Origin of the sequence: Aeromonas sp. QDB14 (assembly GCF_027707845.1) — a bacterium.
GTDB lineage: Bacteria > Pseudomonadota > Gammaproteobacteria > Enterobacterales > Aeromonadaceae > Aeromonas > Aeromonas caviae.
The window spans coordinates 1-25268 of the sequence record NZ_JAPCJD010000063.1; the positions used below are offsets into that span (position 1 = coordinate 1).

General features: G+C 64.0%; 23 protein-coding genes and 1 pseudogene. 17 read left to right on the forward strand and 7 right to left on the reverse strand.

The window, feature by feature from the left end:
- Positions 1–280: 280 nt before the first annotated feature.
- Together tamB and tamA are read right to left on the reverse strand one after the other, a co-directional pair.
- On the reverse strand, positions 281–4054 hold the full coding sequence (gene tamB, locus PG887_RS17040) for an autotransporter assembly complex protein TamB (protein WP_270822370.1): 3774 nt from the start codon (positions 4052–4054) through the stop codon (positions 281–283).
- A 76-nt stretch (positions 4055–4130) separates the two neighbouring features.
- Positions 4131–5906: an autotransporter assembly complex protein TamA gene (gene tamA, locus PG887_RS17045; protein ID WP_270822371.1), complete on the reverse strand. Its 1776-nt coding sequence runs from the start codon at positions 5904–5906 to the stop codon at positions 4131–4133.
- A gap of 535 nt (positions 5907–6441) precedes the next feature.
- Here tamA and PG887_RS17050 point away from each other — a divergent pair.
- From PG887_RS17050 to mltB, 10 genes and pseudogenes are all read left to right on the forward strand, one after another.
- A complete protein-coding gene (locus tag PG887_RS17050; RefSeq protein ID WP_104455647.1) occupies positions 6442–6837 on the forward strand; it encodes a hypothetical protein in 396 nt (131 codons plus the stop codon).
- Positions 6838–6896: 59 nt separating this feature from the next.
- Positions 6897–7175, forward strand: a complete 279-nt coding sequence (locus tag PG887_RS17055; protein ID WP_039039827.1) for a peptidylprolyl isomerase — start codon at positions 6897–6899, stop codon at positions 7173–7175.
- A 127-nt stretch (positions 7176–7302) separates the two neighbouring features.
- Positions 7303–8013: a DUF1499 domain-containing protein gene (locus PG887_RS17060; protein ID WP_270822372.1), complete on the forward strand. Its 711-nt coding sequence runs from the start codon at positions 7303–7305 to the stop codon at positions 8011–8013.
- Entirely contained in the window at positions 8003–8578 is a 576-nt protein-coding gene (locus PG887_RS17065; protein WP_104455646.1) for a carboxymuconolactone decarboxylase family protein, read from the forward strand. The genes PG887_RS17060 and PG887_RS17065 overlap by 11 nt, the downstream gene beginning before the upstream one ends.
- Positions 8575–10731, forward strand: coding sequence for an FAD-dependent oxidoreductase (locus PG887_RS17070; protein ID WP_270822373.1), 2157 nt, complete (start codon positions 8575–8577; stop codon positions 10729–10731). The genes PG887_RS17065 and PG887_RS17070 overlap by 4 nt, the downstream gene beginning before the upstream one ends.
- Positions 10732–10750: 19 nt before the next feature.
- Complete coding sequence (locus PG887_RS17075) at positions 10751–11920, forward strand: ABC transporter substrate-binding protein (RefSeq protein ID WP_270822374.1); 1170 nt, start codon at positions 10751–10753, stop codon at positions 11918–11920.
- Positions 11921–11926: 6 nt separating this feature from the next.
- Positions 11927–13576: an ABC transporter permease gene (locus PG887_RS17080; RefSeq protein WP_270822376.1), complete on the forward strand. Its 1650-nt coding sequence runs from the start codon at positions 11927–11929 to the stop codon at positions 13574–13576.
- 4 nt (positions 13577–13580) lie between these two features.
- A pseudogene (locus tag PG887_RS17085) lies at positions 13581–14242 on the forward strand (ATP-binding cassette domain-containing protein).
- Positions 14235–14837 carry a CDP-alcohol phosphatidyltransferase family protein gene (locus tag PG887_RS17090; protein ID WP_104455643.1) on the forward strand — a complete coding sequence of 201 codons (603 nt, stop codon included), beginning with the start codon at positions 14235–14237 and terminating at the stop codon, positions 14835–14837. The pseudogene PG887_RS17085 and the gene PG887_RS17090 overlap by 8 nt, the downstream one beginning before the upstream one ends.
- Before the next feature lie 94 nt (positions 14838–14931).
- Positions 14932–16029 carry a lytic murein transglycosylase B gene (gene mltB, locus PG887_RS17095; RefSeq protein WP_270822379.1) on the forward strand — a complete coding sequence of 366 codons (1098 nt, stop codon included), beginning with the start codon at positions 14932–14934 and terminating at the stop codon, positions 16027–16029.
- A 46-nt stretch (positions 16030–16075) separates the two neighbouring features.
- On the opposite strand, the gene PG887_RS17100 is transcribed toward mltB, so the two are convergent.
- Entirely contained in the window at positions 16076–16558 is a 483-nt protein-coding gene (locus tag PG887_RS17100; protein WP_104455642.1) for a MarR family winged helix-turn-helix transcriptional regulator, read from the reverse strand.
- 94 nt (positions 16559–16652) lie between these two features.
- Between PG887_RS17100 and PG887_RS17105 the strand changes: the two genes are divergently transcribed.
- The gene (locus PG887_RS17105) at positions 16653–17534 is read left to right on the forward strand and encodes a DMT family transporter (RefSeq protein ID WP_104455641.1); all 882 of its coding nucleotides are present in this window, start codon (positions 16653–16655) and stop codon (positions 17532–17534) included.
- A gap of 73 nt (positions 17535–17607) precedes the next feature.
- Here the strand turns inward: PG887_RS17105 and pgm are convergent, their stop codons facing one another.
- Together pgm and seqA are read right to left on the reverse strand one after the other, a co-directional pair.
- Positions 17608–19257, reverse strand: coding sequence for a phosphoglucomutase (alpha-D-glucose-1,6-bisphosphate-dependent) (gene pgm, locus PG887_RS17110; protein ID WP_010674109.1), 1650 nt, complete (start codon positions 19255–19257; stop codon positions 17608–17610).
- A gap of 53 nt (positions 19258–19310) precedes the next feature.
- Positions 19311–19820: a replication initiation negative regulator SeqA gene (seqA, locus tag PG887_RS17115; RefSeq protein WP_270822382.1), complete on the reverse strand. Its 510-nt coding sequence runs from the start codon at positions 19818–19820 to the stop codon at positions 19311–19313.
- A gap of 290 nt (positions 19821–20110) precedes the next feature.
- Between seqA and PG887_RS17120 the strand changes: the two genes are divergently transcribed.
- The 4 genes from PG887_RS17120 to fldA are packed head-to-tail and all read left to right on the forward strand — an operon-like array spanning position 20111 to position 22034.
- Positions 20111–20875, forward strand: coding sequence for an alpha/beta fold hydrolase (locus PG887_RS17120; RefSeq protein ID WP_039039837.1), 765 nt, complete (start codon positions 20111–20113; stop codon positions 20873–20875).
- A 55-nt stretch (positions 20876–20930) separates the two neighbouring features.
- Complete coding sequence (locus PG887_RS17125; RefSeq protein ID WP_010674106.1) at positions 20931–21152, forward strand: DUF2788 domain-containing protein; 222 nt, start codon at positions 20931–20933, stop codon at positions 21150–21152.
- A 20-nt stretch (positions 21153–21172) separates the two neighbouring features.
- Positions 21173–21469, forward strand: a complete 297-nt coding sequence (gene ybfE, locus PG887_RS17130; RefSeq protein ID WP_005325670.1) for a LexA regulated protein — start codon at positions 21173–21175, stop codon at positions 21467–21469.
- 40 nt (positions 21470–21509) lie between these two features.
- A complete protein-coding gene (gene fldA / locus PG887_RS17135) occupies positions 21510–22034 on the forward strand; it encodes a flavodoxin FldA (RefSeq protein WP_010674104.1) in 525 nt (174 codons plus the stop codon).
- A 68-nt stretch (positions 22035–22102) separates the two neighbouring features.
- Here fldA and PG887_RS17140 read toward each other — a convergent pair whose 3' ends face one another.
- The gene (locus PG887_RS17140; protein WP_045525297.1) at positions 22103–22576 is read right to left on the reverse strand and encodes a DUF4442 domain-containing protein; all 474 of its coding nucleotides are present in this window, start codon (positions 22574–22576) and stop codon (positions 22103–22105) included.
- 231 nt (positions 22577–22807) lie between these two features.
- Between PG887_RS17140 and fur the strand changes: the two genes are divergently transcribed.
- Positions 22808–23236, forward strand: coding sequence for a ferric iron uptake transcriptional regulator (gene fur, locus PG887_RS17145; RefSeq protein WP_270822384.1), 429 nt, complete (start codon positions 22808–22810; stop codon positions 23234–23236).
- A gap of 99 nt (positions 23237–23335) precedes the next feature.
- On the opposite strand, the gene glnS is transcribed toward fur, so the two are convergent.
- Entirely contained in the window at positions 23336–24997 is a 1662-nt protein-coding gene (glnS, locus tag PG887_RS17150; protein WP_270822385.1) for a glutamine--tRNA ligase, read from the reverse strand.
- On the opposite strand from glnS, the gene PG887_RS17155 reads away from it, so the two are divergent.
- Positions 24914–25213 carry a hypothetical protein gene (locus PG887_RS17155; RefSeq protein ID WP_257712021.1) on the forward strand — a complete coding sequence of 100 codons (300 nt, stop codon included), beginning with the start codon at positions 24914–24916 and terminating at the stop codon, positions 25211–25213. The genes glnS and PG887_RS17155 overlap by 84 nt on opposite strands.
- Positions 25214–25268 lie beyond the last annotated feature (55 nt).

The window sequence follows — 25268 nt, forward strand, 5'->3', positions numbered from 1 at the left end:
CCCGAGCGGCCAAAGGGATCAGACTGTAAATCTGACGGCTCTGCCTTCGAAGGTTCGAATCCTTCTCCCTCCACCATCTTTCAGAGAACCCGGCCTTGTGCCGGGTTTTCGCTTTTCTGGCTTCCACAAATCCCCTTCTTCTACAAAAAAACGGGAGGCCAAGCCTCCCGTCAATATATACACGCTCTCACCCCGAACCTGCTGGCGACAGCTGTCATCAGCAGGTCGGGCAGAGGGGGATAAACGTCTCCCCAGGCATCTGTCTTGTCATCCGCGCCCCTTACAGGGTGAAGCGATAGAAGATATCCACCGCCTGGGCCACCCCGCTCATGGCCTGCAGATAGAGCCTTGGCATCAGCTCGTAGCGCAGCTTGAATTCAGCGATGGGGCTGAACACCCCGACCCCGTACTGGAACTGCAAGCCGGGCAGCAGGTAGGCCGACAGGGTCACCTGGGTGTCATCGCCACTGCCTGCGGTATCGAGGGCCACGTCGCTCATGCCGAGGGATTCCCCGATGCTGGAGACCACGCCGCTCGCCTGGCTCACGGCCCCCGCCACCAGCAGGCCGTTGAAGCCGCCATCCTCGCCGCTGGTCTGCAATCCCTTGCCCCGCAACAGATAGGAGAGCTGTTCGGACTGCGCCATCTGCGGCTCGGAATAGACGGTGATCTTCGGCTTGGCGGCTGGCCCCGTCACCCGCACCCCGACGGTCACGTTGTCCTCGATGGTGTCCGGATCCCGATAGGTCTCGATGTTGAGATAGGGCTGATCAATGGGGCCGGAGAAGAGGATCCGCCCCTCCTTGATGATGAGGTTCTGGCCATAGGCCTTGAAGCGCCCGTCCCTGAGCTCCAGTTGCCCGTTGCCCGAGAGCGGCTTGGAGGGATCCTGGCGAATGTTGAGGGCCCCTCCCACCTTGGTCTTGAGTCCCATGGCTTCGAGGCGGACATCGTCCCCGAGCCGGATGGCGAGCCTGATCTCCATGGGCAGCGGTGCCGCCTTGGGGACCGGCGGCAGATCGTCGTAGATGACGGTGACGTCATCGGAGACCGCTACCGCGCTGTCTGGCAGGCTCTTGACCAGGATGCGCGACCAGGGGATGTCCACCTGCCCGGTCACCCTGGTCTCCTCCCCGAGAGAGATGGCGATGTCAGGTGTCACTCTGACCCGGCCCATGCCCGGGTACTGGGCTTCCAGCTCCTTGCCCTGAATGGTGAGGCTGCCGGTCACCGGCTGCTGGGCCCAGCTCAGCCAGCCCCCCAGCACCAGGGGGCCCTTGCCCACCATCATGGAGCCGTCGAGTTCGGCCCGGTTGCCTTCTATCTTGAGGCGGGTCACCAGCTTGGAGAGGGTCACCATGTCGGAGTGGGTCTGAACCTCCCCCTCCTTCAGGTTCAGCTCGCCATACAGCAGGGGGGCAGCCAGGGTACCTTCGAAGCGGGCATCCGCCGAGATGACCCCTTGCAGGGAGCGCACTTCGGGAATGAGCGGCGCAAAGGTCGCCAGCTTCAGATCGTCAAACCTGAGTTGACCGCCGAGGTTGCCGCGGCCGGCGGGATCCCGGATCAGCAGATCGGTGTCGATGTTACCGATCTGCTCGGAGGCGAAATCGACCCGGATGGCGGCCTGCTGGCGCTCGAAGTCGATCCCGAGCTCGAGGCGCTGGTAGTCGGTCTTGAGTTCGTCGGCGACGAAGGTCCCAGGCGTGGTGCGCACGGTGGCGTGCAGGGTCGGCTGGTTGCCGCGCCAGCTGGCGCGCCCGTCGGCCGACAGCACCGCCTGCCAGCGGAAATTGTCCGGCAACCAGGGGCGCAGCCGCTTGAGATCAAATTCGTTCAGGGCAAATTCCAGATTGCCCTGGGACTGGGCTATCCGGCTCCCCTTGACGCAGAGACTGGCCTTCTGGGACGCGAGGCAGAGATCCCCCATGGTCAGCTGCTGTTTCGGCAGATCCAGGTCCAGAGACCAGGGGGCGGTCAGCGCCCAGCGCTTGAGGGGGGTCTTGAGCTTCAGCTCGGCAAGGGCGCCACGCCAGCGGTCACCGCGCAGGCTGCCATTCAGGCTGAGGTCTGCCGCCAGCGGATCCCCCTTCATGGTCAAGGTGAGCCCGTGGCGCTCGAGATCGCCGCTCAGGTTCAGGGCGATTTGCGAGAGCTTGGTCTCCCCCTGCGCCAGGCTCGCCACCGTCACCGCCACCTCACCGGCGGGCTTCTCCCCGACCAGGGCGTTGGCCCTGATGACGGTCTCCTTGAGGACGGTGCCCGCGTAGGCGAGTCGGCCCGACACCAGATCGGCATTCACGCGCGGCGCCTGCTGGTTGCCGGTGACGCGCACCTGGCCCTTGATGTCCCCTCCCAGACCCGGGTAGATACCCCCAAGCTTGGGCGCATCCAGATCCGCATCCAGCTGCCAGGCCTGGGTCGTGAGCGAGCCTTTGGCCTGCAGCCGGTTGGGGCCGCTTTGCAGCGCCAGGGCCGGGATGGTCCACTCCATCTTGTCGTTGCCGCTGAGCCTGCCCTGCAAGGCCAGGGGATACTGGTTGAGCTTGCCATCCACCTTGAGCTCGGGCAGGGCCAGCTGCCAGTGGCCCGCCTCATCCAGATCGAAGCGACTGGTGATCTTGCCCGCCAGTGCTCCCTTGATCTCGGGCACCAGCTCCGCCGGGTTGATCCCCTTGAATTCGGTCGTCCCCTGCCACTGGACCCCCTTGCTCCAGGCCAGCTTGCCGTCGAGCTTGAGCTCCCCCTTGAGGGCCCCCAGCAGCAGCTCGATACGGCTCAGCTGGTTGAGATCCCCCTTACCCGAGAGCGCCACCTTGAAGGGGGGCACATCGGTCCCCTTGCCGGCGGTGTTGAGCGCAAACTGGTAACCGGAGAGCTTGCCCTTGGCGCTCAGGGTGCCCTTGTCCAGCCGATAGCTGGGCTCATCCTTGGCAGGCTTGTGCAGGGGCCAGGAGAGGCTCTTCCAGTCCAGCGCCAGATCGAAGGGCAGATCCGGGTCGAGGGCCGCGAGGGATCCTTTGAGATTGGCGCCCACCGGTCCCTTGGCCTTGAGTGCCAGCCCAAGCTTGACCACAGAACCGTCCAGGACGAGATTGACCTGCTCCCCCTTGAGCTCCCCGTCCAGCAGCCCTTGACGCGCCTTGGCATCCAGAGTCAGGGTGAGGGGGTAATCCTCGTGCAGGCGCACCTGACCACTCAAGGCCAGATCCGCCATGGCATGGCGCAAGGAGAGCTCCCGGATGTCGATACGCTCCTCCTCGGCGGTGGCCGACAGCAACAGGTTGTCAAGCCCCTCCACCAGCTCACCTTGCTGATAACGGAACGCCGTGGCTTTCAGCCCCTCCAGCTGGATGGGGAAAGGCAGTCGCACCGCCGGCAGCACCATGGGCTCGGGCTTGCTTGCGGCCTGCGTCTTGTCACTGGGGACAGCCTTGCGCTCGCCGGCCGCCAGGGTGGCGCTTTTCTCATCCGCCGGTTTGGCGCCCTTGTCACTGGCCGCCTCCACCGGGGACGGTGCCACCAACACGTTCAGGCCATCGAGCACGGGGCCGCGCACGATGAGCCCGGCGCGATCCAGGGCGGCGCCAATGTCCAGATCCTTGAGGGTGATCGTCACGCCGGGCACCGCCACATCGAGATCGGCAACCTTGAGGCTGTCGACCTGGATTTTGAGCGGCAACGGATGCCAGACGAAGGGCTCCGACGGCTCTTCCGGCACCGGCTCGGACTCCGCCACCCGGACCACGGGGCGAGTCACCGCCAGAGTCTTGATCCAGAGCTTGCCCTGCAGGAGCTTGCCCAGATCCCAGTCCAGCACGGCCCGCTCCACGGTGACATCCACCAGCTCGTCCTGCCAGCCAACCCCTTCGAAGGTCCAGCCATACCCGAGTTGCCCCGCCACCAGCTCCCCCTTGAGGGAGGGCAGCGCGGCTCTGGCCTGTTGCCACAGCCACTTGTTGCCCTGATGGGTGAAGCCCAGCAGGCTGACGCCGATGAGCAGCAGGAAGAAGAGGCCCATGAGCCACAAGAAAATGCGTTTTACCCAGATCACGATGCAGACCCCTGCAAGGAAAGCAGCCGCAGCGGCCAGAAAAGAGAAAGAAGAGGATATGCGCCTGGTTGCCGGGTCATAGTTCCGGCCCCAGTGCGAAGTGCAGCCGCAGCGGCTTGTCCTCCTCGGAGATGCCCACCGCCAGATCGAGCCTGACCTGACCGATGGGGGTGACCCAGCGCACCCCGACCCCGGTGCCTATCTTCCAGGCCTCGCTGTAGTCGACGGTGGCGGTCCCGGCGTCCACGAACAGGGCGCCGAGCCACTTCTCGCTGAAGCGGTAGTTGTACTCCAGGCTGCCAACGCTGGCGTAGCGTCCGCCGGTCAGCTTGCCATCGTCCCCCCGTGGCGAAATGGTCTCGTAACCGTAGCCCCGGACCGTCTGATCGCCGCCGGTGAAGAAGCGCAGGGAGGGCGGGACCAGGGAGAAATCATCCCCGACGATGGCCCCCTGCTCGGCCCGCATCAGGAAACGGTGATCTTCGCCCAGGGTGCGCAGCCACTTGCTGCGCCCCCACACCCGCATGAAGCTGATGTCGGACCCCCAGTAGGGGCTCGAGAACTCCATCGTCAGTTGCTGGCGATCCCCCCAATCCGGCACCAGACCGCCGCGCACCCGCAGCCGTGACCAGGAGACGCCGGGGATCAGCAGCAGGCTGTTCCCCTCGTCCTGACCCTGGACGTAGCGCTCGTTCTCCAGGCGCACAAAGACGTCTCTGTCCCAGCTCTCCGGTCGGCGTGTCCAGCGGTGCACCCCGAAGGTGGCCAGATCGGAGCGGGTGTCGTTGTTGTCGGTGTATTGATAGCCCGCCTGCAGAGAGTAGTAATCCCGCAGCGGGTTGCCCACCGGGATCTGGTAGTCGAAGCTGAGCTCCGCTTCCGGCGCCGAGATCTTGGCGGTGCTGGAGAGGCGGTGACCATAGCGGTTCACCCAGGGTTTCTCCCAGGTGGCACTCAGGCGCGGCCCCACGTCCGTGGCATAACCGATACCGGTCTCAATCTCGTGATCGACCCGGTTGGAGAGGGTCACCTGCACCGGCACCCGGTTGCCCTCGGCCTGGCTGATCAGGGGTTTGATGTCCACCTGCTTGAACAGCTTGGTGGAGGAGACATCCTGGGACATCTCCGCCAGACGGGTCGCCAGATAGGGGTCGCCGCTCTTGATATTGATGAGCGGGCGGATCAGGTGCAGTGCCTCCGGCGTCGCGTCATAGCGGATCTCGCCGAAATGGTAGCGCGGGCCAGAGCGAAACAGGATGTAGATCTCCGCCTTGCCCTGTTCCGGGAAAACCTTGACCTGGCTCTTGCTGATCTTGGCGTCAAAATAGCCGCGGGCCAGCCCCAGACTGCCGAGATCCGCCTTGATGGATTCATATTTGCCGTGGTTGAGGGGATCTCCCTCCTTCAGGGGCAGCTTGTCCAGCAGCTCGCTGTACACCTCGTCGCTCCCCGCATCCCCTTCCAGCAGGATGTCGAGGCGCGAGATGATCACGGGTTCCCCCCGCTCAATCTCGATCACCACCTTGGCGGGCGTCTTCTTGTCGCGGTTCAGGGTGATCTTGGGCTGGTAGTAGCCATAGACCTGCAGCGCCTTCTGTACGCTCTCGGTGATCTTGGCGCGGGCGGGGCGGTACTGGCGTTCCTGATAGACGGGCAGGGCGTTGAGGTAGGCCTCGACGTTGTCTTTCTGCTCTCCCCTGACCCCCTTGATCTGGTAGGTCAACTTGGCCGCCATGGCGGGCATCGCCATCAGCCAGAGAGCGAGGGCGAGCAGCAAGAGACCGGGCCCGGGGCGACGGGATCGCCCGGATGAAGTGCTCCCGGTGAGAAAAGTAGGATAGCATCCTGTCAAACGTCATTTTCCCCGAATAACATGATTTAAAGATTGTGTTATTTAGTACGATACCGAGACTCATCCCGGGCGAGTGCCGCTCATCCTAGCATAATCGCGACGGCGAAATCCCACGCTCGGAGCCCCTTTGCGTGCCGCTCTGCCGCCCCCGGTGCGGGGATCGCTTCGGCCCAGCAAGGAGCCAGCCGGGTGTGAGGAGCCAAACTGCGCACAATCCGGGCAAGGGGCGAACAAAACGCCACCACCTGCCCGCCACGCCGGATCTCCCCTGGCGGCCTTGGGCTGGCAGCAGGGTCCGGCTCGTCGCGACAACCCTTGTCGGACACCCCGCATCCGGCGGGTTTCGTCAACCCGTCCCCCTCGACTTGCTCCGCGCCCTCTTCCCCATCCTGCCTGCTATTGAACAGGAAAATAATTTTAAATCAATCACTTGAATAGATGGCACTAAAGCTTCGTTCAATTCAATCGATTTATCCCGCTGCCCCTGCGCTCCTGCCTGTCCCACACTGATCCCAATCATCGCAGGAGAGACCCCATGCACCTACGTAGCGAACAACTGGCTGACTACATCGCCGACCGACTCGAGTTCATCACCTTCCTGGCCTGCTGCAGCGCCCTGCTGGCCCTGCTGACCGGCATGAACGGTCAGCAGGCCCTCGCCTTCACCGCGCTCAATCTGCCCTTTGGCCTGGCCCTGCTGCTGGGCATGGCCCTGCTCGCCCCCCTGCCTGTCCACTGGCGCCTGCCCGGGATAGTCCTGCTGCTGGTGAGCGCAGCCCTGGCCACCCTGCAGATGGGAGGCAACTGGCTCAACCCCCTGGCCATCTGGAGCCTCTATGCCCTGCTGGGGCTGGAGATCCTCTGGCAATCCCGGGCCAGGGCCCCCCTGGCCGCCGGCCCCCGGAGCCGGGTCTCGCGCCCGAGGGGCTGACGCGGAGGCGCAATTGCAGTAATCTTGCGCCCCCTTTCCCCTCGCCGAGGAGCATTCCGATGAAAAAAGCCTGTGCCCAGCACATCCTGGTCAAGACCGAGAAACAGTGTCTGGAGATCAAGGAGAAGCTCGCCAAGGGCGCCGACTTCAGCCAGATGGCCAAGCGTTTCTCCACCTGCCCTTCCGGCAAGCGTGGCGGCGATCTGGGAGAGTTCTCCAAGGGGGACATGGTCAAGTCCTTCGACGATGCCGTGTTCAAGGGGGAGCTGCTGACCGTGCTGGGGCCGGTGCGCACCAAGTTCGGCTTCCACCTCATCAAGGTGCTCTATCGCAACTGATCCAGGGCGACGAGGCCATCGGTTCTCTGAGCCGCACGCCTGGGATTGATGATCATTTACTAACGTTATCAGGCAATTAAGTTTATCCTTCTGGGCATAGTTCCATCCTGACCCGTGGATCCCTCTTATGCACAGCTCTTTGTGGTGGCCGCTGCTGACCTGGCTATTGCCCCTTTGCGGGGCCCTTGGCAGCCGCGCCCATCTCTGGCCCTGGTGGCTCGGCTTCATCCTCTGTCTCGCCAGCGCCCTCCTCAGCCTCGTGCTGCTGCTGCGCCTGCCCTGGCGCTATCGCCGCACCACCAACCTCTGGCCGGATATCTGGGGCATAACTCCCCTGCTGTTGCCCCTGCTGTTTCTCGTCCAGGCGCTGCGCTCCCCCCTCACCAACGACGTCAGCACGGATCCCTACCATCCGCCACGGCTCCAGTGGGCCGAGCTGCTCAGAAGCCCGGAGGATCTCCCGGTCTCCCCCCCGCCCCTGCAAGTATTTCCAGGCAACCCCGGTCCTCTCTATACCCGGGCATCCCCGGTCGAAGTGCTCGCGGAAGCCGAGGAACTGATGACGGAGCTGGGTTGGCAGGTTCGCCCGGGCAGCGAGGGTATCGATGCCGTCGTCACCACCGGCTGGTTCGGGTTTCAGGATGACGTGGCCCTGCGGGTCTTTGCCGGGCCCAAAGAGACCCGTATCGACATGCGCTCCGCCTCGCGCCAGGGGCGCAGCGATCTGGGGGTCAACCGGGCACGGATCATTGATTTCCTGAATCGGTTGAACGAGCGTCTGGGCGGGGCCTACAAGCCCAAGATGGAGAAGCTCAAAGAGGAACAAGATGCGCATTGAGGTCAAACCGGACCGGGCCTACGCCTGGTTCATCCGCCCCTTCTTCTGGCTGCAGAAACGCAACTACGGTCAGGTGCTGATCCCGGGCAAGTGCTGGGGGCGCTCCCCCAAGCTGTTCGCCGCGGTCGCCACCCTCTACGGCGTCATCAACCGCAAGCGCTCCCCCATCGACCCCGTGCTGCGTTCCCTGGTGACGGTGCGGGTCTCCCAGCTCAACTGGTGTCGTTTCTGTGTCGACATCAACGCCATGACCCTCGTCAAGCGGGCAGGCTCCAGCGACAAGGTGGAGGCGCTGGCCCGGTGGCGCGACAGCCCCTTGTTCGACGAGCGGGAACGGGCCGTGCTGGACTATGCCGAGGCCATGACCGGGCTGGATGGCGTGAGCGACGAGCAGGCCGCCCGCCTCAAGCCCTGGTTCGATGACGACGCCCTGGTGGAGCTCACCGGCCTCATCGCCTTCCAGAACATGTCCGCCAAGTTCAATGCCGCTCTCGACATCGCTCCCCAGGGGTTCTGCCAGTTGCCGGTGCAACCCGAGCGCCCCCTCGACAAGGGGCAGGGATGAACCGGGCACGCCTGCTGCTGTTGCTGGCGATGGGGGCCCTGTTCGGCACCTTCTTTGCCCTCGACCTTGACCACTATCTGAGCCTCACCCAGTTGCAGGCTCATCAGGTGCGCCTGGCCCTTTGGGTCGACCGCCATGTTGTCGCAGCCAGCCTGCTGTTTCTGGTGATCTATGTGCTCACCACCGCCCTCTCCCTACCGGGGGCGGCCCTGCTCACCCTGGCGGGCAGCGCCGTCTTCGGCATCCTGTGGGGGCTCTTGCTGGTCTCCTTTGCCAGCTCCCTCGGCGCCACCCTGGCCTTTCTCAGCGCCCGCTTCCTGCTGCGGGACTGGGTCGAGACGCGCTTTGGCGACAAGCTGACGAGCGTTCAGGCCGGCATGCAAAAGGAGGGGGCCTTCTATCTGCTGAGCCTGCGCCTCATCCCCCTCTTCCCCTTCTTTCTGGTCAACCTGGTGATGGGGCTCACCCCCATCAGAGTCAGCACCTACTACTGGGTCAGCCAGCTCGGCATGCTGCCGGGCACCCTCGTCTACGTGCTGGCGGGAAGCGAGCTGGCTACCCTCACCAGCACAGGCAACCTCTTCTCCCCCGGCCTGCTGGCCGCCCTGACCCTGCTCGGCCTGATGCCCTGGCTGATGCGTGCCTTGCAGCGCCGTCTCGCCCTCTACCGATTGCACGCCCCCTACCGCAAGCCGGCGCGCTTTGACTACAACCTGCTGGTGATAGGTGCCGGCGCCGGAGGTCTGGTCACCAGCTACATCGCCGCCGCGGTGAAAGCCAGAGTGGCCCTCATCGAGCAGCACAGGATGGGGGGGGATTGCCTCCATACCGGCTGCGTCCCCTCCAAGGCGCTGATCCGAAGCGCCCGCTTCGCCATTGAACAGCGCAAGGCCGGGGAGCTTGGTTTTACCCCGAGCCAGAGCCGCGCCGACTTCGCCGCCGTGATGGCGCGGGTCGCCCGGGTCATCGAGGAGGTCGAACCCCACGACTCGGTGGCGCGCTATGAAGGACTTGGGGTGGAGTGCATCCAGGGGCGGGTGCGAGTCACCTCCCCCTGGGAGGTGGAGGTCAACGGCAAGCGCCTGACCAGCCGTCATATCGTGATCGCCACCGGCGCCCGCCCCCGGGTGCCCGCACTGCCGGGGCTGGACAGGGTTCCCTACCTCACCTCCGACACTATCTGGCAGCGACTGCGTGAGCCCCCCCGCCATCTGCTGGTGCTGGGAGGGGGCCCCATCGGCTGCGAGCTGGCCCAGAGCCTGGCCCTGCTCGATATCCCCGTCACCCTGGTGGAGCAAGGCCCTCAGCTGCTGCCCCGGGAAGATAAGGACGTCGCCGGGGCCCTGGCCGCGCAGCTGGAGCACGACGGCGTCACCCTGCACCTCGGCTGGCAGGCTACCTCGGCCGAGTATATGGACGGTAAAGGCACCAACCTGCCCATCCGGCTGCACCTGCGCCGGGGGGACGAGACGCTGGTGGTTGAGGGGGACCAGCTGCTGCTGGCCCTTGGCCGGGAGGCCAACGTGGGCGGTTTCGGGCTGGAGGCGCTGGGGGTTGAACTGGCCCCCAGCGGCACCCTGGCCATCGACGGCTTCCTCGCCACCAACTACCCCAGCATCCTGGCGGTGGGGGACGTTGCCGGCCCCTACCAGTTCACCCATTTTGCCGCCCATCAGGCCTGGTATGCCGCCATCAACGCCCTCTTTGGCCAGTTCAGGCGCTTTCGGGCAGACTACAGGGTCATGCCGGCGGCCACCTATACCAGTCCGGAGATAGCCCGGGTCGGCCTCAACCAGAAAGAGGCTCGGGCCCGAGGCATCCCCTTCGAGTCGACCCGCTTCGAGATGGCCGAGCTGGACAGATCCATCGCCGACGGCGAGTCAGGGGGCTTTGTCGAGGTGCTGACGGTGCCGGGCCGTGACAGGATACTCGGGGCCACCATAGTGGGTGCTCACGCCGGCGAGCGGATCGCCGAGTTTGCCCTCGCCATGCGCCACCGCCTGGGACTTGGCAAGATCCTCGCCACCGTTCACCCCTACCCCACCCTGATGGAGGGGAACAAGTACGTGGCTGGCGCCTGGCGCCGTGCCCGCCAGCCCGGGCGCCTGCTGGCGCTGCTGGCCCGTTATCACCGCTGGCGCCGCGGCGCCTGACTCTGACGAGGCAACCATCATGTTCACGACCCGACTTCGCGCCCTGCTCCGTCTCCTGATGGCCGCTGTCCCCCTGCTGCTGACCTCCCCGCTCCACGCCAATGACGCATCGTGGCAGCAGACCCTGCTGGCCGCCAGGGGGCAGACAGTCTACTTCAACGCCTGGGGGGGCAGCCCCGAGATCAACGCCTACCTGGTGTGGGCCAGGCAGGAGATCGCTCGCCAGTACCAGGTCGAGCTGGTGCAGGTGAAGGTGGATGACATCGCCCAGAGCGTGAGCCAGTTGCTGGCCGGCAAGCAGGCTGGCAAGACGTCGAACGGCCCCATCGACCTGCTCTGGGTCAACGGCGAGAACTTCAAGGCGCTCAAGGAGCAGGGGCTGCTGGGGGCCCCCTTTACCGACGAGCTGCCCAACATGGCCCTGGTGGACACCGCCCTGCCGGTGAGTGAAGACTTCACCGTGCCGGTCGAGGGGCTGGAGGCCCCCTGGGGCATAGGCCAGCTCAATCTGATGGTGGATGGCGACCAGGTAGACGCACCTCCCACCTCGGCGGCCGCCCTGCTGGCCTGGGCCAAGGCTCACCCCGGCCGCTTCACCTACCCCAAGCCTCCCCAGTTTCACGGCTCTAGCTTTCTCAAGCAGATCCTGCTGGAGCTGACACCGGATCCGGCGCCCCTCTATCAAGAGGCGACCGATGCCGACTTCCTTCGCATCACCGCCCCTCTCTGGGCCTGGCTCGACCAGCTTCACCCCGCGCTCTGGCGAAAGGGTAGGCTCTTCCCCACCGGCGGCGCCGAGACCAGGCAGTTGCTCGATGACGGCGAGCTGGCCATGGCCATCAGCTTCAACCCGGGGGAAGCCCAGAGTTCGGTGCAAAACGGCACCCTGCCCCCCACCGTCCAGGCCATCGCCATGGAGAAAGGGGCGCTCACCAACAGCCATTTCCTCGCAATCCCCTTCAATACCTCCGCCCGGGCCGGGGCCAAGGTGGTGGTCAACTTCCTGCTGAGCCCCGCCGCCCAGGCGCGCAAGAGCGACCCCACCTTCTGGGGGGATCCCAGCGTGCTGCGCCAGGAGGCGCTGCCAGGCCAGACCCGTCCGGCATTGCGCTTCAAGGGGGTGGCAGAGCCCCACCCCAGCTGGCAAACCCGGCTGGAAGCGGCCTGGGCCGAGCGCTACGGCCACTGATCCATCATGCAGGCGCGCGCCCCTCTCCTCCTGCTGCCCTTTTTGATGCTGGGAGCCCTGCTGCTGGGGATCCCGCTCGCCGGGGGCCTGCTGTTGCTGGTCATCGAGGGACTCACCCCCGCCAATCTATCCCTCTTGCTCCCCCAGCCCGGACTCTGGCACTCCGCAGGGTTGAGCCTCTGGGTGGCGGGCGCCTCCACCCTGGGGGCTCTCGGCGCCACCGCCCTGCTGCTCGCCCAGGGGGACGGGCGTCCCTGGATGCGCTGGCTGCGCCGCCTGCTCTCCCCCCTGCTGGCGCTTCCCCACGTCGCCTTTGCCATTGGCATCGCCTTTCTGATCGCTCCCTCCGGCTGGCTGCTGCGCCTCGTCACCCCCCTGCTTGACCTCACCCATCTGCCCCCGGACTGGCAAACCCTCAAGGATCCCTGGGGGCTTGGCCTCATCGTGGTGCTCATCCTCAAGGAGACCCCCTTCCTGCTGCTGATGGCGCTGGCGGCACTGGATCCCGCCAAGGTGGCGCGCCAGCAGTGGCTGGGGGCCTGCCTCGGCTTCAGCGCCCCCCGGATCTGGTGGCGCCTGCTGCTGCCCGCCCTCTGGCCCGCCCTGCGACTGCCCCTCTACGCGGTGGCCGCCTATGGCCTGGCGGTGGTGGATCTCGCCCTGCTGCTGGGGCCGGATGCCCCGCCGCCCCTGGCGGTGCGACTCTGGCTCTGGTATCAGGATGCCGACCCCGCCTGGCGCGGCGCCAGTGCCAGCGGCGCCCTCTTGCTGCTCGCCCTCAACCTGCTGCTGCTTGGCGCCATCAGGCTGCTGGAGCGGGCCCACCTCACCCTCGGCAAGGCACGCTGGCTGGATGGGCGACGCGCCCCCGCCTCGCCCTGGCCCGGACTCATTGCCCGCATCGGCGTGTGGGGGCTGCTCCTGACCAATCTGCTGGTGCTCGCCGCCCTGCTGCTCTGGTCCCTGACCCGGCGCTGGTCTTTTCCCGCCCTCTGGCCGAGCGAATGGAGCAGCCACCACTGGCAGGCTCTGCTGCCGAGCCTGGGCCCGCTGCTGTGGCAGAGTCTGTGGCTGGCCCTGCTCTGCGCCGCGCTCTCCCTGATGCTGGCGGTGCTCTGCCTCGAGGCGTTGCCTGCGCGCCGCGCCACACGCACCCTCTGGCTTGTCTGCCTGCCTCTCCTGCTGCCCCAGGCCAGCCTGCTGTTTGGATTGCGCCTTCAGACCGACGGGCTGGGATTCACTGGCATAGGCCCTGGCTGGGTACTCTGGAGCCAGTTGATCTTCGTCTTTCCATACGTCTATCTCTGCCTGCACGGCCCCTATCGCCAGTTCGACGAGCGCCTCACCCGGGTGGCCCTCACGCTCGGGGCCAGCCCCTGGGGGGCCTGGTGGCGAGTCAAGGGTCCCCTGCTCGCCCGTCCCCTGCTGTTCGCCTTCGGTGTCGGGGCGGCGGTGAGCCTGGCCCAATACCTGCCGACCCTGCTGTTCGGCGGCGGGCGGGTCGTCACCATCACCACGGAGGCGGTGGCCATCGGCAGCGGCCTCAACAGGCGGCTGGCGGGGCTCTACGGCCTGCTGCAACTGCTGCTGCCCCTGTTCATCTATGCCCTGGCGCTCTGGCTGCCGCGGCGCATCAACCCCGCCCTGAGGCCCTGACCCGATGCTGCATACCTCCGCACTCACCCTCTTCCTCGACGGTGCCCCCCTGCTGACGCTCCCCCCCTCAGGGTGGCCCCGGGCGAGGTGCTCACCCTGATGGGACCGAGCGGCTGTGGCAAGAGCTCCCTGCTGGCGGCCCTGGCGGGAGTGCTGCCACCCGGGGGGCCCATCCGGCTGACCGGGGACATCCTGCTCGGCGCACATCGCCTCACCCCGCTGCCCCCCCAGGAGAGGGGCGTCGGCATCCTGTTTCAGGATGACCTGCTGTTTGCCCACCTGACGGTGGCCGAAAATCTGATGTTCGGCATGCCGGCGCATCTCAAGGGGATGGCGGCAAGGCAGACCCGGGCCCGCGAGGCGCTGGCCGAGGTCGGGCTGGAGGCTCAGGCGGACAAGCTGCCCGGGGCGCTCTCCGGCGGCCAGAAAGCCCGCGTCAGCCTGCTGCGTGTCCTGCTGGCCGAGCCCAGGGCATTGCTGCTGGACGAACCCTTCTCCCGCCTCGACAAGCCGCTGCGGGCGGCATTCAGAACCCTGGTGTTCGAGCGCCTGCGCACGCAGGCCATCCCCGCATTGCTGGTGACCCACGACGAAGAGGATGCGCCGGGCACCATCTTGCAGCTGATTCCCCCAGCCAGCCCCGAAGAGGAGCACCACCTTGTTTGATCGCCACCTGATCCCGGTTATCCGCCGCCCCCTCGCCGCACTCGCCCGCCCCCTGTGCCGGGCCGGGGTGAGCGCCAACCAGGTGAGCCTCGCCGGCTTTCTCATCGGCATGCTGGCGCTGCCGCTGCTGGCCTTTGGCTGCTATCAATGGGCGTTGGCGGCGATTCTGCTCAACCGGCTGCTGGACGGGCTGGATGGCGCCGTGGCGCGGGAAACGGGCATCACCGACTGCGGCGGGTTTCTCGACATCACGCTGGATTTCATCTTCTACGCCGCCGTGGTGCTGGGCTTTGCCCTCGCCGACCCGGCCAACGCCCTGGCCGCCGCCACCCTGCTGTTCGCCTTCATGGGCACGGGATCGAGCTTTCTGGCCTTTGCCATCATGGCGGGCAAGCGGGGCATCGAGAGCCCCGTCTACCACCACAAATCCCTCTACTATCTGGGCGGGCTCACCGAGGGGAGCGAAACCATCGCCCTCTTCGTGATCATATGCCTCTGGCCCGCCGCCTTCGTGCCACTGGCCTACGGTTTCGCCCTGCTCTGCGCCATCACGACCCTGACCCGGATCTGGAGCGGCTACCACACCCTGCGCTGACGGGATCCCGGGGGGCGCGCCTGCACGGAGCACTTGCGCCTGCACGCCAATGTTTTACCATGACGGCACTCTTTTTCAGGCTCACGAGAACCCTATGCGTCGCCTTGTCTGTGTCCTCTCCCTGTTTCCCCTGATCTACGGCTGCAGCAGCACGCCGGCGCCCAAGCCCGTGGTCAAACCCCAACCCAACAGCGCCTTCATCAACCAGACGCCGCCGAGCAAACCCTTCTACGGGCAGGTGAGCCAGCCCGGGGTCAGCAAGGGGGACTTCGCCAATCGTTCCAACGTGGACAACTTCGTGCAGCGGATGGTGCAAAAGCACGGCTTCGACAGCGCCGAGCTGCACCGGGTACTGTCCCAGGCCGAGCGTTATGACTGGATCATCAAGCTGATGGACGCCCAGGCCCCCACCACCAGACCGCCCACCGGTCCGACCGGCGCCTGGAACCGCTACCGCGCCAAGTTCATCACCCCGGACAACGTTCAGAACGGCGTCAACTTCTGGCGTGAATACGAGAGTGAACTCAACCGGGCGCAGCAGATCTACGGGGTGCCACCCGAGATCATCGTCGGCATCATCGGGGTGGAAACCCGCTGGGGTCGGGTGATGGGCAAGACCCGCATTCTCGACGCCCTGGCGACCCTGGCATTTGACTACCCGCGCCGCGCCGACTTCTTCACCGGCGAGCTGGAAGCCTTCCTGGTGATGACCCGGGATGAGGGGATGGATCCCACCGAACCCAAGGGCTCCTATGCCGGGGCCATGGGCTACGGCCAGTTCATGCCGTCGAGTTTTCGCAACTACGCGGTGGACTTCAACGGCAACGGCCACACCAACCTGTGGGATCCGGTGGATGCCATCGGCAGCGTGGCCAACTACTTCAAGGCCCACGGCTGGGAGAAAGGGCAGCCGGTGGCAGTACGCGGCCAGGGACAGCTGCCGGGCTATGAGCACGGCTTCCAGACCCGCTACCCGGTAGCCACCCTGCGCGGTGCCGGGCTGGCTCCCACCGGCTCCCTTGGCAATCACAAGGAGGCGAGCCTGCTGCGTCTGGATGTCGGCACCGGTTACCAGTACTGGTACGGCTTGCCGAACTTCTACGCCATCACCCGCTACAACCACAGCACCCACTACGCCATGGCGGTATGGCAGCTTGGCCTTGCCGTCAGGGATGCCAGAGGCGGCTACTGAGTCAGCCTCAATGCCAACGAAAACGGGCCCGCAGGCCCGTTTTTTTTTATTCGTTTTCCAGCAGCCAGCGTTTGAGCAGGGCGGCCAGCTGCTCCTGTTCGACCAGGCTCAATGGGGCCAGCAGGCGGCGCTCGTTCGCCACGTGCTGTTCCACCGCATGGTCAACCAGCTCCCGCCCCAGCTCCGTCAGGCAGACCAGCAGGCTGCGCCTGTCATCCGGGGAGGCTTCACGTCTTATCAGGCCACGCTGCTCCAGCTTGTCGAGCCGGGCCGTCATGGCCCCTGAACTCAGCATGGCGGACTGGTAGAGCGCGGTCGGGGTCAGCGGCTCGCCGGCCCGACGCAGGGTCGCCAGGATATCGAAATCAGACCCCAGCAGACCGCACTCCTTGAGGGTCTCGCTCACTTCGCGCCCGGCGATCGCCGCCATGCGCGCCACCCGCCCCAGCACCCCCATGGGGGAGCAGTCGAGGTCCGGGCGCTGCCGGGCCCACTGGGCCAGCAGCTGATCTACATGATCACTCTCCATTCGGGCTCCATTATCTTCACATAAAGATACTTGATAATAAACCAACTCGCGGCTAATGTATCTTGACTTAAAGATACTTTGTTACGAGATAACCATGCCGCTGCTGATCGCCCTGCTCGCCCCCCTGCTCTGGGGCAGCACCTATGCCGTCGTCAGTCTCTACCTGACCGACTACTCCCCCTACTGGGTGGCCGTGTGGCGCGCCCTCCCCACCGGGGTGCTGCTGCTGTTGCTCCATCCCCGCAGACCGCCTCTCGTCTGGAGCAGGCAGCTCCTGCTGGCGTTTTGCAACATCACCGCCTTCTTCGCCCTGCTGTTCGTGGCGGCGTTTCGCCTGCCCGGCGCCGTGGCGGGTACGTTGGGAGCGACGCTGCCCCTCATCCTGATGGGGCTGGCCTGGCTGCAAGACGGTGTCAGACCGACGATCAAGTGGCTGTTGCTGGGGGTGATGGGGCTCGTCGGGGTGCTCTTGCTGCTCAATCCCTCTGCCAATCTGGATCCCGTCGGCGTGGCGTGCGCCCTGCTCGCCACCTTGCTCATCGGCCAGTCGAGCCGCTGGATGCAACGCTGGCCGGTGGACGACCTGCTGGCCCTGACCGCCTGGCAGCTGCTGCTGGGCGGCCTGATGCTGATCCCGCTGGCCTGGTGGCTGGCCGGCCCCATGCCCCTGCCCCGGGCTGACGCCACTCCCGGGCTTATCTGGCTGGTGATCCTCAATACGGCTCTGGCCTACTGGGCCTGGCTCTGGGGACTCAAACGCCATGGCCCGGAGGTGATGGGGATGCTGGCCCTCACCAACCCCATGGTGGCAGTCTCCTGCGGTGTGCTGATGGTGGGAGAAACCCTGGATGACCGTCAGTGGCTCGGCATCGGCATCATCCTGCTCTCTCTCTTCCTGATGAAGCTGCCGGCCCGCCCCTTCCTCAAGCGCTGGCAGAACCGCAAGGCCGCCACCGGCAGCGTCGACAACGGCTGATCCGCAGTCAACCCGACACAAAAAAAGAGGAGCCACCAGGGCTCCTCTTTCACATGGGTTTTTGCCGTAAGGGTCAGACCCCGGCTTTGGCCAGGGCGGCGGAGACGATCTGCTGGGCTTCCTGCTGGATGAGGTCCAGGTGCGCCTCCCCCTTGAAGCTCTCCATGTAGATCTTGTAGATGGACTCGGTACCGGAGGGGCGCGCCGCGAACCAGCCATTCTCGGTCACTACTTTCAGGCCGCCGATGGCGGCATCGTTGCCAGGCGCCTTGGTCAGCTTGGCGAGGATGGGCTCACCAGCCAGGGTGGAGGCTTCCACCAGGGCCGGATCCAGCTTGGAGAGCACCGCCTTCTGGGCGCTGTTGGCCGGAGCATCGATGCGGCGGTAGCTGGAGCGGCCGAATCTGGCTTCGAGCGCATCATAGTGGGCCTGGGGATCCTTGCCGGTCACCGCCAGGATCTCGGCCGCCAGCAGCGCCAGGATGAAGCCATCCTTGTCGGTGGTCCAGACGGTACCGTCCTTGCGCAGGAAGGAGGCACCCGCGCTCTCCTCGCCGCCAAAGCCGAACTCGCCGCTGTAGAGACCGTCCACGAACCACTTGAAGCCGACCGGCACCTCTTTGAGGGTGCGACCGATCTCGCCGGCCACCCGGTCGATCATGGAAGAGGAGACCAGCGTCTTGCCGACGGCCGCCCCCTTGGGCCAGCCGGTTCTGTGGGTGAACAGATACTGGATGGCCACCGCCAGATAGTGGTTCGGATTCATCAGGCCCGCCTTGGTGACGATGCCGTGACGGTCGTAGTCAGGGTCATTGCCAAGGGCGATGTCGAACTTGTCTTTCAGGGCAATCAGGCTCGCCATGGCGAACGGGCTGGAACAGTCCATCCGGATCTTGCCGTCTTTGTCCAGGGTCATGAAGGAGAAGGTCGGGTCGACCTTGTAGTTCACCACCTCGATGTCCAGACCGTAGCGCCTGGCGATGACGTCCCAGTAGGCGACGCCGGAGCCACCCAGCGGATCCACGCCGATCTTGATGCCAGCCTGCTTGATGGCGGCCAGATCCAGCACGTTTTCGAGATCATCCACATAAGGGGTGACATAGTCGTGTTCCACCACGAACGGGCTCTTGAGGGCCTCGGCAAACGGCATCCGCTTCACGCCGGCCAGACCCGCTTCCAGAATCGCGTTGGCGCGGTCTTCCACCCACTTGGTGATCTCCCCCTCGGCGGGACCGCCGTGGGGCGGGTTGTATTTGAAGCCACCGTCTTCCGGCGGGTTGTGGGACGGGGTGATCACCACGCCGTCCGCCTGGGCCACGGGTTTGCCTGCGTTGTGGCGCAGGATGGCATGGGAGATGACCGGGGTCGGCGTGAAGCCGAGGCCGGCCTGAATGCGGGTCTCGACACCGTTGGCCGCCAGCACTTCCACCGCGCTGGCAAAGGCGGATTCAGACAGGGCATGGGTATCCATGCCAACGAACAGCGGCCCCGTGATACCGGCCTGCTGGCGGTACTCCACCAGCGCCTGGGTCACCGCCAGAATGTGGGATTCGGTGAAGGCGCTGTGCAGGGCGCTGCCGCGGTGACCGGAGGTGCCGAAGGCGACCCGCTGCTCAGGGCGGCTCATGTCCGGCTTGTTGAGGTAGTAGGCGCTGACCAGACGGGGAATGTTGGTCAGATCGCAAAGACGAGCCGGCTGACCGGCGTGGGAATGCTGTGCCATGGCGTTTTCCTTGAGCTGAGCCTTGCCCGGCAAGGCCTGAAGTCATTGATGGGTTAAACGGCGCCGCACACCCGAGCCGTCAGATCCTCGTCATAACCCATGCTGTTCATGAGCTGGGCCACCATGTTCTGCTTGCGGCTGGTATTGGTATTGGTGATCACCCAGAACGGGGTCTCCGGTACCGGCTTGGGCTTGGTGGTGCTGCCACTGGCACGCAGCGCTTCCGGGTCACGGGAGAAATAGACGCGCTTGCGCCCTTTTATCTCGGTCGCCTGGGTGAAGCCTTCCGGGTTGTCCCGATAGAGGGTGCTCAATACCAGCATGAAGCGGTTGATGGACTTCTCTTCTCTCTGAAGCTCGCCGGAATCCAGCAGTGCCTCCAGCCCCATGGCATCGGCCACGGGTTGCGGTTGCATCGCAGGCGCGGCCGCCACGGTTGCCGTGCCGGCCTGGGCGGGTTGCTCCAGCAGGCGACGCAGGATATCGGACGCACTCTCGCCGATGTGCCGGGTCTGGCTCGCGATAAAGAAGTAGAGATCGTCATCAAGCTCGATGGTTTTCATAGGGATGCGCTGGACTCGTCGAAATTCGGATGCGGCGATTATACATAGGCAGACCCGGCAGCCCAAGCAAGGGGCGGACAGATGTGCATGAATCTCCTTGAGAATACGGCATAATGACGGGCCAAGTGTGTGATCTCCCGCACTGATAGCCGATCCCGGGGAGATATTTTTGAAAAAAAACCACAAAAAAATCCCCCATCAGGAATGAAATCCTTTTCTTTCAGTGTGTTAAAAATTATGGCGATAGAGCCCACGACCGATAAGGTGTCATTTTGCAACAATACCCACGATTGAACTTCAAGGATCAGGGCGAAGGCCCGACTGTCGTGCTGATCCATGGCCTCTTTGGCAGCCTGGACAACCTCGGCCTGCTGGCGCGCCCCCTCAGTGAACAATACCGGGTCATCAGCGTCGATCTGCGCAATCACGGCGCCTCCTTTCACTCGGACGAGATGAGCTACCCGGCCCAGGCGGCGGACATCCTGGCCCTGCTGGACCATCTTGGACTTGAACAGGTGGCCCTGGTGGGTCACTCCATGGGGGGCAAGGTCGCCATGCAGGTCGCCAAGCAGGCCCCTCAAATGGTCAGCAAGCTGGTAGTGGCGGACATCGCCCCGGTGGCCTATCCCCACGCCCGCCACAAGAACGTGTTTGCTGGGCTCAATGCCACGCTGGCCACGCCCCCCCAGAGCCGCAGCGAGGCGGAAGCCATGCTGGCCGAGCACATCGAGATCGCCGGGGTGCGCCAGTTCCTGCTCAAATCCTTCGCCAAAGGGGAGTCTGGATGGGGGTGGCGTTTCAACGTGCCGGCCCTTGAGCGCAACTACGCCAACATCATGGGCTGGCCCGACGATGAACGCCGCTTCGAAGGCGCGACACTCTTCATCAAGGGGGGCGACTCCGACTATATACTGCCCGAATACACCGGGGCCGCGATGGCCCAGTTCCCGGCCGCCAAGGCCCGCGTCATCGCCGGCACGGGTCACTGGCTGCACGCGGAAAAGCCGGTTTTGTTCAACAAACTGGTTGTGGATTTCCTGTCGACAGGCGGTTAACAGTTTCAAATCCTTTGTGATATAGTGCGCCCGTCTTAAGGAGTGCGCGCAATCCATGCTGAGTGAACACATCGATCTCATCGAGAGTCTGGGCCTGAAACTGTTCTTCGTGGCCATCTTCCTGCTGATTGGTCTGGCCATTCAGGACGTGCTCAAACGGGGCAATGTGCCCCGCTTCGGCCGCTTCATCGTCTGGCTGGTGCTGTTTCTGGGTTGCGCGGGTTTTGTCGCCAAGGGGCTGATCGAAATGGGCTGGGAAGGCTCAGGGATCGGCTAACTACTTTTCATCTGTGATGTATGGCCAAACAGCAAACTGATCGAACAACACTGGATCTGTTCGCAACTGAGAAGCGCCCCGGCAGGCCAAAGACCAATCCACTCCCCCGCGAGACCCAGCTCAAGATCAACAAGCGCAACCAGCTCAAGCGCGATCGTGAGAACGGGCTGAAACGGGTCGAGTTAAAGGTGGAAGCCGAGTTGCTGGAGCGCCTGAACCAACTTGCGCTGCAACAGAACGTCAGCCGAGCCGAGCTGATCCAATCTATCCTGAAGCAACAGATCGAGTCTGCTCATGCAGCAGGCATCGCAATCTGAACCGTCAAGCATCAACACCAGATACGGGTAACGAAACACTATGGCTAGTGTAGGTCTGTTTTTCGGCAGCGATACCGGTAATACCGAAGCTGTCGCCAAGATGATCCAGAAAGAACTGGGCAAACAACTGATTGAAGTCCGTGACATTGCCAAGAGCAGCAAGGCCGACATCGACAGCTTCGATCTGCTGATGTTCGGCATCCCGACTTGGTACTACGGCGAAGCCCAGGCCGATTGGGACGACTTCTTCCCCGAACTCGAAGAGATCGACTTCAACAACAAGCTGGTGGCCATCTTCGGATGCGGCGATCAGGAAGACTATGCCGAGTACTTCCTCGACGCCATGGGCACCCTGCGTGACATCGTCGAAGCCAAGGGCGCCATCATCATCGGCCACTGGCCGACCGCGAGCTACGAGTTCGAAGCCTCCAAGGCGCTGGTGGATGACAAGCACTTCGTGGGCCTGGGCATCGACGAAGATCGCCAGCCGGAGCTGACCGCCGAGCGCGTCAAGGGTTGGTGCAAACAGCTGCACGAAGAGATGTGCCTGGGCGAGCTGGAGTGATCTGATCTCCCTCCCTCTTCATGCAACAAGGGCCCCGACGGGGCCCTTGTTGCATCTGCAGCAGGCATTCAGCCCCCCCTGTGCTGGGGCTTGGATCTGACATAGAGGGTGCGCTTCACCTGGGCCACCAGCTCGCCCTGGCCATCCTGCACCTGCACCTCGAACTCGGGAAAGTGCTTCTCTCCCCCCTCGGTCGCCGCCACGATCGATGCCAGCTTGGTGTCGCTCAGGGTGAACTCCGCCACCAGTTTGCCCTTGCCCGGCTTGATGAAATTGATGCTGCCCGCCTTGTCCCACACGTAGTAGCGGTTCTTGAAATAGCCCATCAGCATCAACGGGTAGATGGGATCCGTCATGGCGAACATGCTGCCGCCGAACTGGGTCCGGTTGGCATTCTTGTTCCACCAGCGGGACTTGAGAGTGACCCGGCAGAAGCGAAAATCGGGGCTCAGGGTTTCTATCTTGATGCCTGCGCCCCAGAAGGGGGGCCAGGCGTTGAGGGCGCAGCGCACCCAGGCGGCATTGCCGAAAAGCCAATCCATGGATCTCATCCGACCAGACTATAAAGAAGTCACATAGTATCAACATTCTCTGGTCGAGCAAGCGGGCCTGAATATTCCCATGACGGGCTTGATGAGCTAAAGCCCTTGAATTGCTGGGTTTATTTTTAACTTGGCTACGACCTATAATGACAGGCCAAGCGAGTTCGTGGTTGCCATTACAGCGGCAGTCAATCAGAATAACCACACCTTCGAGAATGCGAATAAATAGAAATGGCAGACAACAACCAAGCGTTAAAAAAGGCCGGGCTCAAGATTACCTTGCCCCGTGTCAAGATCCTGGAAATCCTGCAACAGCCGGACTGCCAGCACACCAGTGCGGAAGATCTGTACAAACGGCTGATCGATCAGGGCGAGGAGATTGGTCTCGCTACCGTTTATCGCGTTCTCAACCAGTTTGATGATGCCGGTATCGTCACCCGTCACCATTTCGAAGGGGGCAAGTCGGTGTTCGAGCTGGCCACCCAGGAGCACCACGACCACCTGGTCTGCCTCGACTGCGGCAAGGTGATCGAGTTCTCCGACGAGGTGATCGAACAGCGCCAGCGCGACATCGCCAAGGCGCACAACATCCGCCTGACCAACCACAGCCTTTACCTGTATGGCCACTGCGCCAACGGTGACTGCAAGCACTACGATTGATTCGGCCGGGTCGGCGCAATAAAAAAGCCAGCATGATGCTGGCTTTTTTGTGTCCGCAATCCGGATCAGAAGCGGCAGGGTCTCCCCTGCCCTCTTCTATCAGGCCTCGGCCTTGCCCCAGACGTCACGCAGGGCCACGGTTCGGTTGAACACCAGGCGCTCGGCGCTGGAGAGCTTGTTGTCGGCGCAGAAGTAACCTTCACGCTCGAACTGGTAGGCAAACTCCGGCTTGGCATCCTTCAGGGAAGCTTCCACCCGGGCCCCTTCGATGATCACCAGGGATTCCGGATTCAGAGCCGCTTCGAAGTCATCCTCGGCGCCCGGGTTCGGCACCTTGAACAGACGGTCATAGAGACGCACTTCGGCCGGCAGGGAGTGAGTGGCGCTGACCCAGTGGATCACCCCTTTCACCTTGCGACCGTCCGCCGGATCCTTGCCCAGAGTCTCGGGGTCGTAAGAGCAGTAGATGCAGGTAACCTTGCCGTTCGCATCCTTCTCGACCCGTTCAGCCTTGATGACGTAGGCGTTGCGCAGGCGCACTTCCTTGCCCAGCACCAGCCGCTTGAACTGCTTGTTGGCTTCCTCTTTGAAGTCCGCTTCGTCGATGAAGATTTCGCGGGAGAAATGCAGCTCACGGGTCCCCATCTCCGGCTTGTTCGGGTGCGCAGGCGCCGTCAGCACCTCGTCGGCCGCCAGGTTCTCGATCACCACCTTCACCGGGTGCAGCACGGCCATGGCACGCGGGGCGTTCTCGTTGAGATCGTCGCGGATGCAGGCTTCCAGCATGCTCATCTCGACGATGTTGTCCTGCTTGGTCACACCGATGCGCTTGCAGAACTCGCGGATGGAGACCGGGGTGTAACCACGGCGGCGCAGACCGGAGACGGTCAGCATGCGCGGATCATCCCAGCCGTTCACGTGCCCCTCGGTCACCAGCAGGTTCAACTTGCGCTTGGACATGACGGTGTATTCGAGGTTCAGACGGGAAAACTCGTACTGACGGGGGTGACAGTCGATGCTGATGTTGTCCAGCACCCAGTCATACAGGCGACGGTTGTCCTGGAACTCCAGGGTACACAGGGAGTGGGTGATCCCCTCCAGGGCGTCCGAGATGCAGTGGGTGAAGTCATACATCGGGTAGATGCACCACTCGTCACCGGTCTGGTGGTGGTGGGCAAACTTGATGCGATAGATGACGGGATCGCGCATCACCATGAAGGGGGATGCCATGTCGATCTTGGCGCGCAGGCAGGCGCTCCCTTCGGCCATCTCACCGTTCTTCATCTTGGCGAACAGGGCCAGGTTTTCTTCCACGCTGCGATCGCGGAACGGGCTGTTCTTGCCAGGGGCGGTCAGGGTACCGCGGTATTCGCGCATCTGGTCCGGGGAGAGCTCGTCCACATAGGCCAGTCCCTTCTCGATGAGCTCGATGGCATAGCCGTGCAGCTTGTGGAAATAGTCGGAGGAGTAGCAGATCTCGCCGCTCCACTGGAAGCCCAGCCACTGGACGTCCTGCTTGATGGACTCCACGAACTCGATGTCTTCCTTCGCCGGGTTGGTGTCATCGAAACGCAGGTTGCACTGACCCTGATAGTCACGGGCGATGCCGAAGTTCAGGCAGATGGATTTGGCGTGGCCGATATGGAGATAACCGTTCGGCTCCGGCGGGAAACGGGTATGCACGCTGCTGTGCTTACCGCTGGCCAGATCTTCATCAATGATCTGACGAATAAAGTTAGTTGGGCTGTTCGCCTGACTCATGGCTCACCTCAAAAATGCGTCACTGGCGGACGTTGTGCCGGCTGGCACCCTCATACCCCCGCCGTCAAGCCGGGTATGATCCCTCATTACGCGCCCTGCCTCAACCTGAATTTGGCCAATTCGGGTCATTGGCGCACCAAAAACGGCGAAACGGGAGAAATTGCAGAGATCCTGGTCAAAAAAAGCCCCGCTCGGGGCGCAATGCTGATCAGTTAAGGATCCATTGACCGATCCTTCTGCTGTAGGACAATCCGGAACCAATCACTGGTTC

Excerpts from the sequence above, each read along its gene's own strand:
- PG887_RS17050 (WP_104455647.1), top strand. The coding sequence starts at position 6,442 with ATGCACCTACGTAGCGAACAACTGGCTGACTACATCGCCGACCGACTC.
- PG887_RS17055 (WP_039039827.1), top strand. The coding sequence starts at position 6,897 with ATGAAAAAAGCCTGTGCCCAGCACATCCTGGTCAAGACCGAGAAACAG.
- PG887_RS17060 (WP_270822372.1), top strand. The coding sequence starts at position 7,303 with ATGCACAGCTCTTTGTGGTGGCCGCTGCTGACCTGGCTATTGCCCCTT.
- PG887_RS17065 (WP_104455646.1), top strand. The coding sequence starts at position 8,003 with ATGCGCATTGAGGTCAAACCGGACCGGGCCTACGCCTGGTTCATCCGC.
- PG887_RS17070 (WP_270822373.1), top strand. The coding sequence starts at position 8,575 with ATGAACCGGGCACGCCTGCTGCTGTTGCTGGCGATGGGGGCCCTGTTC.
- PG887_RS17075 (WP_270822374.1), top strand. The coding sequence starts at position 10,751 with ATGTTCACGACCCGACTTCGCGCCCTGCTCCGTCTCCTGATGGCCGCT.
- PG887_RS17080 (WP_270822376.1), top strand. The coding sequence starts at position 11,927 with ATGCAGGCGCGCGCCCCTCTCCTCCTGCTGCCCTTTTTGATGCTGGGA.
- mltB (WP_270822379.1), top strand. The coding sequence starts at position 14,932 with ATGCGTCGCCTTGTCTGTGTCCTCTCCCTGTTTCCCCTGATCTACGGC.
- PG887_RS17100 (WP_104455642.1), bottom strand. The coding sequence starts at position 16,558 with ATGGAGAGTGATCATGTAGATCAGCTGCTGGCCCAGTGGGCCCGGCAG.
- PG887_RS17105 (WP_104455641.1), top strand. The coding sequence starts at position 16,653 with ATGCCGCTGCTGATCGCCCTGCTCGCCCCCCTGCTCTGGGGCAGCACC.
- pgm (WP_010674109.1), bottom strand. The coding sequence starts at position 19,257 with ATGGCACAGCATTCCCACGCCGGTCAGCCGGCTCGTCTTTGCGATCTG.
- seqA (WP_270822382.1), bottom strand. The coding sequence starts at position 19,820 with ATGAAAACCATCGAGCTTGATGACGATCTCTACTTCTTTATCGCGAGC.
- PG887_RS17125 (WP_010674106.1), top strand. The coding sequence starts at position 20,931 with ATGCTGAGTGAACACATCGATCTCATCGAGAGTCTGGGCCTGAAACTG.
- ybfE (WP_005325670.1), top strand. The coding sequence starts at position 21,173 with ATGGCCAAACAGCAAACTGATCGAACAACACTGGATCTGTTCGCAACT.
- fldA (WP_010674104.1), top strand. The coding sequence starts at position 21,510 with ATGGCTAGTGTAGGTCTGTTTTTCGGCAGCGATACCGGTAATACCGAA.
- PG887_RS17140 (WP_045525297.1), bottom strand. The coding sequence starts at position 22,576 with ATGGATTGGCTTTTCGGCAATGCCGCCTGGGTGCGCTGCGCCCTCAAC.
- fur (WP_270822384.1), top strand. The coding sequence starts at position 22,808 with ATGGCAGACAACAACCAAGCGTTAAAAAAGGCCGGGCTCAAGATTACC.
- PG887_RS17155 (WP_257712021.1), top strand. The coding sequence starts at position 24,914 with ATGCACGCTGCTGTGCTTACCGCTGGCCAGATCTTCATCAATGATCTG.
- glnS (WP_270822385.1), bottom strand. The coding sequence starts at position 24,997 with ATGAGTCAGGCGAACAGCCCAACTAACTTTATTCGTCAGATCATTGAT.